Genomic DNA, 11,728 nt, shown 5'->3' on the forward strand with positions numbered 1-11,728 from the left:
TAGATGGCGACAATCTCAGACCCCGTTCATGCTCAGAATATAAAAGCAAGACTGTGCACTTTTATATTAAGTGCAACAATTGCTCTTTTATCTGTTAGCATTTAAATAAGCGCTTAATATAGTTAGAGTTATTTTCCTTTTTATAATTTTTCATTTATAAACAGCTCTACAAGAAATAGACAACATTTACCATTAGTGCAAGTTTTAGATGCAATAGCTGAGGAGCAGATCATTGTATTTTCATTTTAAGTAAAAAATGATAACGCACTGTATCTTTACATTTTTTTAACAATTTATTTTTAATTAACTCTTTTCAAACCCGCTTCACCGGGCGCTCAGAAATGAACAGCGGAAGATTTTAAAAATGCGCAGGGATATATTTTATTAAGCTTAATAAACAGAGATAATTGTCGGCAATTTGCACTTTGCTATGCTGTTAATTAAGTCATATAACAGTATACTGTTGCCCTTAAATAAACTTATATGAGAAAAACTATGGCTGACAATAATCAAGTACTAGTAGCATTTATTTCTGAAGTAAAACCAACTCAAACGTTATGGGCACTGCAGGATAAAGAAAGTCAGGATTGGGTTGTCGTTGACTCTATTAACTATGAGAAAACAGAGGTTATGCCGTTGTGGTCAAGTGCTGAACTGGCTTTACCACATTGTACTGAAGAGTGGAAAGATTATGTACCTGCAGCCATTTCTTTAGCTGATTGGCTGGAGTTTTGGATTGAAGATTTGCTTGAAGATAACATCGTTGTTGGTATTAACTGGCTTGGTGAAGACAATGATTTAGAAATAGATTTATCACAATTCACCGAAGCACTGGTTGATATTGAAGCGCTGTAGGTCTGCACTAAAAAGTGCGTAAAATAACAATTTAATCACTCTGCCTACGCATTTCAACAAGCTGCCCGGATTGGTCAAGCATAACAAAAGCGTCCTGTGTTGATAGGACGTTTTTAATGAAAATGGCTGCACATATCCCCTGAATAAAGAATAATCCTTGTGCTTATGTTAAGCCCTAATCACTTTTCAAGTAGTATTCGATAATGCTTCCTATAGCCACTATTATTTGTACGAGAAAACAGATGTCAGAAAATAAAGTTTTAATTGCTTTAATTAACCCCAAAAGCCCGACTAATGTAGGTGCTGTAATGCGTGCCGCCGGCTGTTTTGGGGTTGATGGCGTTTTATATACGGGCAATCGCTATGATCGCGCCATGAAACTTAAGACCGATACTAAAAATATCAGCGCGACGATTCCCTTAACAGGCGAGCCTGATTTACTTGATAATTTATCTGCTGATTATTCAGATAATGATATTAAAGTGGTTTGTATTGATCTTATTGAAGGGGCAACTCCCCTGCCTAATTTTATACATCCTGAAAAAGCCTTATATATTTTTGGTCCGGAAGACAGCACTATTAAACAGTCCGTCGTCAATCAGGCTGACGCTGTGGTTTATATCCCCACCAATAGCTGCATGAACCTTGCTGCGACTGTTAATGTTGTACTTTACGATCGCCTGGCAAAATCAACACAACATGTTGCCGATAATGAGTTAATTAAAAAAAGCAGAGACAACAATAATAAAGTGAAAGTAAAATCTATTTTATAAAACCCCTATAATCCCGGACCCGCATTTTTACACAGGAAAATCGCGCCAAGACTACCTACAACCAACCCTCTAATTGGTGCTAAAATAGAGTCATCAAACCTGTTAGAACAAAGAGAGTAATATGCCTGAACTTCCAGTTATTCGCATTGATATAGTGTCGGACATCATGTGCCCCTGGTGCATTATCGGTTATAAAAAACTTGAGCAAGCCATGCGAGCGATGAAAGATGCAGCTGAGTTTGAAATAGTCTGGCAGCCCTTTGAATTAAATCCCGACATGCCCTTTGAAGGAGAACATTTAGGAGAGCACTTACGGCACAAATATGGTTCAACGAAAGAGCAGAGTATTAAAAGTCGCCAGCACATTATCGAAACAGGTAAAGCCTTAGGCTTTGAATTTTGTTTTAACGAAAATTCACGCATATTTAACTCCTTTCTGGCCCATCAATTATTACATTGGGCTAAATCATATGATAAACAGACGGTTTTAAAGTTGGCATTATTCGATCTTTATTTCACCCAACAGCAGAACCCAAGTGTGTTACAAATACTGCTGGATGTTGCAGAAAAAGTTGGCCTGGATCGTAACACCGCCAAAGAGATATTAGAGACTCAGTGTTATGCACAAGCAGTCAGAGACGATCAGTCTTTTTGGATGAAAAATGATGTGCGGGCGGTACCTGCCTTTATTTTTAATAAAAAGTATTTACTTTCCGGTGCGCAGGAGCCGCAAATATTAAAAGATGTCATTGAAACCATTATTAAAGAGCAGACGCAATAATAACGGCAGCCAATACTTCCCATTAAAAAGCGCTTATTTGGAATCCTTTCGAGTATTTTATTAAAAATAATTATCCCGTTTTTCATCACAATCAGTATAATGACCTGAACTCGCTTAATAATTTTAATTTTTTTAATATTTATAGAAAAGGTAAAATAATGGATAATTTACTTGAATTGGTAAAAAGTGCTCGCCGTAAGAATAAACTAAAGCGCGAAATCATTGATAACGAGAAAAAAGTTCGCGATAACCGTAAACGCGTTGATCTACTCGCCAATTTATTGGAATACATCAAGCCAAATATGTCACATGACGATATAGTGAAGATTGTTGAACATATGCGGACTGACTATGAAGACCGTGTTGATGACCACATTATTAAAGGTGCGGAGCTTTCAAAAGAACGTCGTGAAATTAGTCACAAAATCAATTCATTTAAACTTAAAGAAATAGCTAAATAATTATTTTGTTTAAATGGATATAAAAGGGATAGCTGAGCTATCCCTTTTTATTATGTCTTTTCTAGATTATCGGGTGAGTTGTGTTTGTCCATCATACTGCTTCAAAATTAACACTGCATAACAATGATGTGCATATATGGTTAATTGAGCCTGCCAAAGTAAGCGATGGCAAACGCCTTAATACATTAAAAGCGTTACTCAGTAATACTGAAATTGAAAAAGTACAGCGTTACCGTCTGGCAAAAGCCCAACACACCGCCCTCATTACCAGAGCCTTTGTTCGCACCGTTTTATCCCAATATACAGACGTCCCCGCTCAAAAATGGCTATTTACTATTGGCACCCATGGTAAACCCGAAATAAAGCACCCCACCGTTCCGCTCTCTTTTAATCTAAGCCACAATAATGATTTGATCATCTGCGCGGTATCGGTGAATAAAAACATCGGCTGCGATATTGAAAGTCTATCGCGAAAAATAAGCATCAAAGCCATTGCTCAGCGGTACTTTTCGACAACAGAATTTTCCGCATTAATGGCACTTTCCCCGCCACTGCAGGCGCACCGTTTTTTTGAGTATTGGACACTCAAAGAAGCATTTGTAAAAGCCACTGGAATGGGCATCAGTCAAGGTTTAGAATCATTTAACTTTACAATAGGTAAGACGGGAAACCGGCAATTTAACGATAATATCCAGCTAGGCTTTTCTCCATCCTGCAGCGAACAAGATAATCGACACTGGTACAGCTGTTTGCTCTATCCGGATCCAAAACACTGTATCGCTTTATGCGTAAAGACAGATAACGTGCCTAAGCCACTTTCTGATAAAGCTGTTTTAAATATTCAACTTTTTGACGGGCTGGCGTTACTTAACCGCGATTGAAGATCCCGAAGCGCTATCGGTGCCTTAAATCCTGATTGTGTTTAATGCTGAAGGCTGATTAGGTTTTTTATTATTAGCCTTGATGTTTAATCGTAGCTTTTACACATTCAGATAATATTACCCTAGATACTTTGTGAAGCAGTTAACAAAATGTTATAATGCGTCCCTTTTAATCTTACCAAACAGATATTCTATAGGATCTAAACCTTGAGCCAATCCCCTTTCTCAATACTACCATTGCATCGCGATCTTTTACATAACCTGGAGTCTTTAGGTTATGACAAAATGACTCCCATTCAAGCGCAAAGTTTACCGCATGTACTGGCAGGTAAAGATGTTATTGCACAGGGCAAAACCGGCTCCGGCAAAACAGCCGCCTTTGGTTTAGGTTTGTTAGAAAAGCTTAATGTTAAGCGTTTTCGTATTCAAAGTTTAATTTTATGCCCGACGCGCGAACTGGCCGATCAGGTTGGTAAAGAGTTACGCAGACTTGCCCGCACCATTCATAATATTAAAGTATTAACCCTCTGTGGTGGTGTTCCCTTTGGACCGCAAATCGGATCCCTTGAGCATGGCGCGCATATTATCGTTGGTACGCCAGGACGAATTGAAGATCATCTGCGCAAAGGCACACTGCGCTTGGATAACTTAGAAATGTTAGTCTTGGATGAAGCTGACCGTATGTTGGAGATGGGCTTTCAAGCATCGATCGATGCAATCATAGATCAAGCGCCTAAACAGCGTCAAACGCTATTATTTAGTGCCACCTTCCCGGAAAAAATCAATTCTATCGCCAAACGAATTATGATTGATCCGATCATGGTTAAGGCTGAATCTACACATGATGACAGCACTATCGCCCAGCATTTTTATAAAGTAGATAATAATCAGGATCGCATGATAGCGCTGCGCTTATTAATACAAAAGTACCAACCGGAATCGGCGGTAGTTTTCTGCAATACCAAAAAAGAGGTACAAGAAGTTGCCGATGAACTTGCAAACCGCGGGTTTAACGCCCTTGCCCTGCATGGTGATTTAGAACAAAAGGATCGCGATCAGGCGTTAATTCGTTTTGCCAATAAAAGTGCCACTATTCTCGTGGCAACCGATGTGGCAGCCCGCGGTCTGGACATTGACAATCTCAGTGCGGTTTTTAATTATCATATTGCCCATGATCAGGAACTGCATGTTCATCGTATTGGTCGTACCGGCCGTGCCGGAAACAAAGGCTTAGCATTCTCTTTATACAGTGATAAAGATCAGCACAAAGTCGCTGTACTGGAAGACTATTTAGACCGTACTATTTCACCCGAACAACTGCCACTTTTGAATCTGCTTGATAAAGAGCCTCAACAGGCCAACATGATAACCATTCGAATTGATGGCGGTAAACGTCAAAAAATCAGACCCGGTGATATTGTTGGCGCATTAACCGGAGAAAACGGTATTAGCGGTGATCAAGTGGGCAAAATCCACGTATCAGATAACTGGTCATATATCGCAGTACAACGTGATACCATCAAAGTTGCCTTTAAAAAATTAAGCGAAGGCAAGCTTAAAGGGCGTACATTCCGAGTAATGGTTGTTCGCGGTTAATATTAAAATACTTTTTATGTTCATTTTTAAAGTTCAGATGGTTACCCATCTGAACTATTTCCAGTGCCTATTGGCGATGCTCCTCACAAAAACCTCACCGTCTTCAGTCGCTAATTCAATTGTCAACCTTATTCAGTAAAAACTCCGTGACGGAATGTAACATAGAGTAACAATCACCCTGCTTGTGTAAGCAATTGTAACTTAAAAAAAAGTGTGATCCGGTTATCACTCCCCTCGCCTACTTGTTCGCTATACTCCGCCTAAATAAATCAAAGCCGTTTAGGTTTGTTGTTGTTTTTTATGAAATTTAACATTAATTGGAGAGTTGTGTATGAACATTTTCGGAAGTTTACAAAAAGTAGGGAAGTCATTAATGCTTCCCGTATCAGTACTGCCTATAGCCGGTATTTTACTGGGTGTCGGTGCTGCAAAATTCGCTATCTTACCAGATGTTATTTCGCAGCTTATGGAACAAGCTGGCGGTGCAGTATTTGGTAATATGGCACTTATTTTTGCAATTGGTGTTGCTCTTGGTTTTACAAAAAATGATGGTGTAGCGGGTCTTGCTGCTGTTGTTGGTTATGTGATCATGATGAAAACCGTTGAAGTACTTGCACCTGGCGCAAATACAGGTGTACTTGGCGGTATCATCGCCGGTGGTATTGCTGCTGCGATGTTCAACCGCTTCTACAACATTAGATTGCCCGAATACCTAGGCTTCTTTGCCGGTAAACGTGCTGTTCCTATCATGACAGGTTTTGTTGCCATCATCATGGGCGCCATTCTTTCTGTTGTTTGGCCTCCTGTTGGTAATGCTATTGCTTCTTTCTCACATTGGGCTGCAGATCAAAACCCAACACTAGCATTTGGTATTTACGGTGTTGTTGAGCGTGCATTAATCCCATTTGGTCTTCACCACATCTGGAATGTACCCTTCTTCTTTGAAGCTGGTAGCTGTGTAAACAATGCCGGTGAGCAACTTAACGGTATCTTAACTTGTTACCTATCTGCCGATGATGTATCACGTGCTGCAGGTAATGGTTTTGGTCAACTAGCGGGCGGTTACATGTTTAAAATGTACGGTCTACCTGCTGCTGCGATTGCAATTGCACATTCTGCTAAGCCTGAAAACCGCGCTAAAGTCATGGGTATCATGGTTTCTGCTGCGTTAACTTCATTCTTAACAGGTATCACTGAACCTATCGAATTCGCATTCCTATTCGTTGCACCCATTTTATACGCAATCCATGCGCTACTAGCTGGTTCTGCATTCGTTGTAACTAACATGTTAGGTATGGTACATGGTACTTCATTCTCTCATGGTCTGATTGACTACTTGGTACTTTCTGCTAACTCACAAAAATTCTTGTGGTTCCCAGTGATAGGCCTTATCTACGCAGCTATCTACTACACAGTATTCCGTGTTGTAATTGCTAAACTAGACCTTAAAACACCTGGTCGTGAAGATGAAGAACTTCTTGGAGAAGAAGTTGCACTTGATAATACTGAAATGTCTATCCTGCTTGTTGCTGCCTTCGGTGGTAAAGCGAACATTGATAGTTTAGATGCTTGTATTACACGTTTACGTATCAGTGTTAAAGATATATCACTAGTAGATAAAGCTGAACTTAAGAGATTAGGTGCTGCCGGTGTGGTCGTATCAGGTAACGGGGTTCAAGCAATCTTCGGTACTAAATCTGATAACTTGAAAACAGACATGGAAAACTACATGTCTAAATAATAAGTTGCCGGGCAGTTGATTCAGCTGCCCACTTCTTTAAAAAAAGCTTAACAATTTTGTTAAGCTTTTTTTTTACTCTCCCCAATATTTTAATACTTTAATCTTCTTTTTTAAAACCTTATTGCTACATGACTGCTTATTAAAATCACAACGATTCAAACGATTCAAACGATTCAAACAATACAAACTCCCCCTTTTAATCACACAATCGCAAGGCTCTTTAGCAAAATGAATTTGTTGAGCGCTTAACAATAAAATATCTGTTAAGCAAGCCTCAGTTCAAGCAGAGTATGGCCAAGGCCAATATCATCGCTGCGCCTCTCAACCATAAAACCCGCTGCAGTAACAATTTCTAAAAAGTCTTCACTACGATAAAAACGGCTATTGCCATTCGCTAAGCAGGTGAAATATAAGGAGGTAGCGTTAAGACTTAATGTTGCGGCATCATAACGTTGAACATCCCAGAACAACTCCAGAATATAAACCCGTGCGTCTGCCGACATCGCTCGACGTACTCGTTGTAAAATACTTAAAATTTCCATCGGTGAAAAACAATCTAAAAATTGACTCATCCACCAAACGTCAGCGCCGGTCGGTAAAGCTGCGGATTTATCCAGCATATCGGTTGAATACCCTTTGATACGTTGTGCAAAACCTTGTTTTTTAACATTTTTCATTGCCATTTCTATTTGCTGAGGCAAATCAATAATGGTCATTTCAACTTCGTTATCGTATCCACAACACTGCAAAGACCATATTCCGGTATTACCACCAATATCAAAAATTCTTTTCGGTTTATGCTCAAAAATCTTTTCCAGCAGAATAGGAAAAGAACGGTCTGAATAATAATGATCAAAATTAAACCAGCTTTGTTTGGCTTTTGCCGGTAACTGCGACAAGCCTTCATAAATAGTTGGCCAGTCACCTAACTCTTTAAGTCCAGCCGGCGTGCCCTCTTCGATCGCCTCGGTTAAGTGCATCATCGCCGCATAACAAACATCCGCTGTAAAATCTAAATTGACCCGGGTCATGCCGTCATGTAATAAAAAATGTCCCAGCTTGGCAATCACGTAATTAGGATTTTTCCTCGTTACAATGTGCACACTCAGCGCCATGTCTAATAAAACTTTAACGCCGTATTCAGAAATAGCAGTTTTTTCACTGATTTGGCCGGCATTCAAACCATCGTCATTGGCACTGTCTAAAACGGCTAGAATGCCTAAGTCACGTAAGGTTCTGGCGGTATGAAAAATGATAGGTGAGAAAGCAAGTTTTTGTGCTTCTGTTTTTGCCTGCAGCGCAGTATATGGATCCTTTGTATAATCAGCCATTATTTTCCTGTTGTTTATTTGGTGATTGTTTGCCTATGAAAAAGCGCGAAAAACAACCCTCAATTAGATTTTAAAAACACCCTTTACCAGCCATATCTATTACCGGTCTTATTTACAAAACTCGGCAACGGCCTTTAAGCGTCTGTAGGGTTGGGTGACAAAGGGATTATTAATATCCCAGGCATAACCGGCAAGAATCGCGCAGATCATCTGTTTTATTTTTGGATCAGGGTTAGGGTGTAAAATAACGCGCTGCAGCTCGCCCGTATACCAGCCTTCAACATAGCAGCGAAAGGTATTGACGCCAACCATTAATCTTTCCTGGTAATCTTTTTGCCAATCTACTTTTTCGCCATTGAACTGCTTAACCAGAGTTTCACTGGCAAATTGTGCAGATTTTAGCGCGATTGTCACTCCCGATGAAAAAATCGGATCTAAAAATTCTCCGGCATTACCTAATAACGCAAATTTATCGCTGCAGAGTTGTTTTACATTGGCAGAATAGCCGATAATTTCACCACTGGGATGAGGATATAAAGCATTAGCGAGGATCTCTTTTAAGTTTGCCTCCTCGTTCACCAGCAGCTTTAGCGCTTGAATATTATCCTGCGGATAATTTTCTAAAAAATCCGCCTTGGCGACCACACCTAAGGAACAGCTGCCATTGCTGAAGGGGATTAACCAGTACCATACTTCAGGGTCATCGGGATGCACCGAAATTAAAATTTTATCCCGATCAAAAGCTGTGCTGCTGATATTATCCTCAATATGGGTAAAAATAGCTTTGCGGGCAGGTAAGGTCGACGGCACTTCCAAGTCCAGTAATTTGGGCAGAACCCGTGCAAAACCACTGGCGTCTAAAACAAAATCTGCGCTAATCTGATAAGGCTGTTGATCTTCATCGAGAACAGTGAGTAAGGGTTGGTTTTCTAAATTTAGATCTATGACTTGATGCTGATAATAAATATCAACGCCCTGAAATTGCGCCTGATCGGCAAGTATTTTATCAAAACCTGCACGCTGCACCTGATACGTTTCTCCTATACCCGGGGTGAATTTATCATTAAAGTCAAACTCGGTGTAACGGCCATCATGGTGAAAAGCCGCACCGTTTTTAAGCTGGAAATTGCCCTTTTTAACGGCATCTAACATATTTGCCTGTTCAATCACTTCCATACAGGCAGGTAATAAACTCTCACCGATTGAAAAACGCGGAAAAAGCATTTTTTCAATAACAATAACCTTGATATTGTGTTGATCAAGCAGTGCCGCCGCGACGGCACCGGAGGGTCCGGCGCCAATGATAACCACCTGCGTAATCTGCTTTTTCATCAAAACGTTATCCCTATAAATATAAAAAAATCATGGCATGGATTAGGATCTGCAGCAATGCTAAAATAGTTCTCTCGTTACCCTGCTCTTTTACGTGGTAATGACAGATAGTTTTTAATAAGCTTAACATTCTAAAGTTCAAGAAACGGATAAATTGTAACGCTTTATGTTATCTTTTATGAAGATAAAAAGGCCCCATATACCCTATGAATTCAATTAATATTAGTATAACCGACTGGTCCGCCCTTTCTCCCGGCCTGATTGAGCGCGGTGACTGGCTAAAATGGAGCAAAAATAATAAACATTGGCCGCCGACACTCGCTGCTGCTCCTGACTTTTTGATTCCGCCGATGATGCGCCGGCGTATGAGCAGTTTAAGTAAACTTGCTTTACAATGCGCGTTGCAAGTTTCTGCGCAGCAAAAAATTGATTACATTGTTTTTTCCAGCCGTCACGGTGAATTAACACGCACCGTTAAATTGATTGAAGATATTATTAACGGCGGCGATGCATCACCGATCTTTTTTTCTCAATCGGTGCACAATACCGCGGCGGGTTTATTCACTATTGCGGCAAAACGCGCAACACCGGCCACGTCACTGGCAGCCGCAGAAAACTCATTACATTATGCGGTTATCGAAGCGGGCACTTATTTACAGGAAAACCCGCAGGATACGGTGTTGCTGGTTAATTTTGATCAGCCTTTACCCGCGCCTTATCAGCAGTTTGAGACAAACAGTTACAAGGGTTTTGCCCTGGCAATGTTATTAACAACAGGTGATCAATTACAGCTAAGCTGGTCAAAAAACCGCGATTCAGTGTCAGCGGAATATCCGCAAGCTTTTGATTTTATAGAATACCTTTTAAATAATGAAAAACACACCAGCATCAGTAGCAAAAGGACGAATTGGATATGGGCGAAAAATTAACATGACTATTTTGCAGCGAATAAATAAAATATGGCGCGTTTTCATCACCGGATTTTGTTTTGTCTTATTTGCTGCTGGCGGTTTGCTGTTAACTTTTATTGTTTTTCCGGTATTAACCTTTTCTATAAAGGATAAATTAGCTCGGGAGTTAAAGGTTCAAAAAACAATTCAACGCGCCTTCTCTTTCTTCTGCACCACCATGCGCTTGACGGGTTGCATCGATTATCAGTTTATCGGTCAGGAAATCCTACAAAAAGATAAAAACTGCTTAATTGTGGCCAACCACCCAAGCCTGATTGATTACGTTTTAATTGCATCACGTTTGCAGCAGTGTGACTGTTTGGTCAAACAAGCTATATGGCACAATCCCTTTATGAAAGGAGTCGTAAAATCAGCAGGTTATATATCAAATAAAAATCCGCAAACCCTATTGGATGATTGCTCGCAGCGCCTTCAGCAGGGAAATGTGCTGCTGGTGTTTCCAGAAGGCACACGCACCACACCGGGTTTAAAACCGACCCTGCAACGCGGTGCGGCACAAATAGCGGTTAAAACAGCCACTGATTTGCGCGTGGTACATATCTCTGTCACGCCCCCCTTTTTAACCAAAGAAAAAAAATGGTATCAGGTTGCCGATACAAAGCCCTTTTTCTTAATAGAAATTAAAGATAAAATAGAAATTGCGCCTTTCATCGAAAATTCACAACCGCCTTCCATTGCAGTAAGAAGCTTAAACAAGCATCTTGCTACAGCCCTTTTCCCATCTTTAAATAACAACGAGTAGAACCCCATGGAACAGTTACACGCAGAACTAAAAAAATTAATTATTGACGCACTTTTTCTGGAAGATATCTCCGTTGATGATATTGAAACAGACGCGCCACTTTTTGGCGAAGGCTTAGGGTTAGATTCAATTGATGCGCTGGAACTTGGTTTAGCCATTAAAAAACAATATAACGTGGTGATTAATGCCGACGATGCAAACATAAAAGAGCATTTTGCATCGGTTGCAAATCTGGCAAAATATATCTCAGAAAATAAAGGGTAA

Annotated in this window: 12 protein-coding genes; 10 read left to right on the forward strand and 2 right to left on the reverse strand. The window is 40.2% G+C overall.

Annotation, left to right across the window (positions count from 1 at the left end; all coding sequences use genetic code 11):
• The first annotated feature begins 495 nt into the window (after positions 1-495).
• From ACJAZP_RS07135 to ptsG, 7 genes are all read left to right on the forward strand, one after another.
• On the forward strand, positions 496-855 hold the full coding sequence (locus ACJAZP_RS07135; protein ID WP_415230053.1) for a DUF2750 domain-containing protein: 360 nt from the start codon (positions 496-498) through the stop codon (positions 853-855).
• A gap of 242 nt (positions 856-1,097) precedes the next feature.
• Complete coding sequence (locus ACJAZP_RS07140; protein WP_415230054.1) at positions 1,098-1,628, forward strand: RNA methyltransferase; 531 nt, start codon at positions 1,098-1,100, stop codon at positions 1,626-1,628.
• 121 nt (positions 1,629-1,749) lie between these two features.
• Positions 1,750-2,409 (forward strand): DsbA family oxidoreductase, encoded by a 660-nt coding sequence (locus tag ACJAZP_RS07145; RefSeq protein ID WP_415230055.1) that lies wholly within the window; start codon positions 1,750-1,752, stop codon positions 2,407-2,409.
• A gap of 158 nt (positions 2,410-2,567) precedes the next feature.
• Complete coding sequence (locus tag ACJAZP_RS07150) at positions 2,568-2,870, forward strand: DUF496 family protein (protein ID WP_415230056.1); 303 nt, start codon at positions 2,568-2,570, stop codon at positions 2,868-2,870.
• Between the two features lie 80 nt (positions 2,871-2,950).
• On the forward strand, positions 2,951-3,751 hold the full coding sequence (locus tag ACJAZP_RS07155) for a 4'-phosphopantetheinyl transferase family protein (protein WP_415230057.1): 801 nt from the start codon (positions 2,951-2,953) through the stop codon (positions 3,749-3,751).
• A gap of 207 nt (positions 3,752-3,958) precedes the next feature.
• Positions 3,959-5,347 (forward strand): ATP-dependent RNA helicase DbpA, encoded by a 1,389-nt coding sequence (gene dbpA / locus ACJAZP_RS07160; RefSeq protein WP_415230058.1) that lies wholly within the window; start codon positions 3,959-3,961, stop codon positions 5,345-5,347.
• A gap of 331 nt (positions 5,348-5,678) precedes the next feature.
• The gene (gene ptsG, locus ACJAZP_RS07165) at positions 5,679-7,088 is read left to right on the forward strand and encodes a PTS glucose transporter subunit IIBC (RefSeq protein ID WP_415230059.1); all 1,410 of its coding nucleotides are present in this window, start codon (positions 5,679-5,681) and stop codon (positions 7,086-7,088) included.
• Positions 7,089-7,351: 263 nt separating this feature from the next.
• Here ptsG and ACJAZP_RS07170 read toward each other — a convergent pair whose 3' ends face one another.
• Both ACJAZP_RS07170 and ACJAZP_RS07175 read right to left on the reverse strand, forming a co-directional pair.
• A complete protein-coding gene (locus ACJAZP_RS07170; RefSeq protein ID WP_415230060.1) occupies positions 7,352-8,419 on the reverse strand; it encodes a methyltransferase in 1,068 nt (355 codons plus the stop codon).
• Between the two features lie 108 nt (positions 8,420-8,527).
• A complete protein-coding gene (locus tag ACJAZP_RS07175) occupies positions 8,528-9,751 on the reverse strand; it encodes an NAD(P)/FAD-dependent oxidoreductase (RefSeq protein WP_415230061.1) in 1,224 nt (407 codons plus the stop codon).
• 206 nt (positions 9,752-9,957) lie between these two features.
• Between ACJAZP_RS07175 and ACJAZP_RS07180 the strand changes: the two genes are divergently transcribed.
• Genes ACJAZP_RS07180 through ACJAZP_RS07190 form a run of 3 tightly spaced genes read left to right on the forward strand, consistent with a single transcriptional unit; the run spans position 9,958 to position 11,728 of the window.
• Complete coding sequence (locus ACJAZP_RS07180; RefSeq protein WP_415230062.1) at positions 9,958-10,680, forward strand: beta-ketoacyl synthase chain length factor; 723 nt, start codon at positions 9,958-9,960, stop codon at positions 10,678-10,680.
• 1 nt (position 10,681) lies between these two features.
• Complete coding sequence (locus tag ACJAZP_RS07185; RefSeq protein WP_415230063.1) at positions 10,682-11,464, forward strand: lysophospholipid acyltransferase family protein; 783 nt, start codon at positions 10,682-10,684, stop codon at positions 11,462-11,464.
• A 6-nt stretch (positions 11,465-11,470) separates the two neighbouring features.
• Positions 11,471-11,728, forward strand: coding sequence for a phosphopantetheine-binding protein (locus tag ACJAZP_RS07190; protein ID WP_415230064.1), 258 nt, complete (start codon positions 11,471-11,473; stop codon positions 11,726-11,728).

The organism is Psychromonas sp., from assembly GCF_047632955.1.
Taxonomy (GTDB): Bacteria; Pseudomonadota; Gammaproteobacteria; order Enterobacterales; family Psychromonadaceae; genus Psychromonas.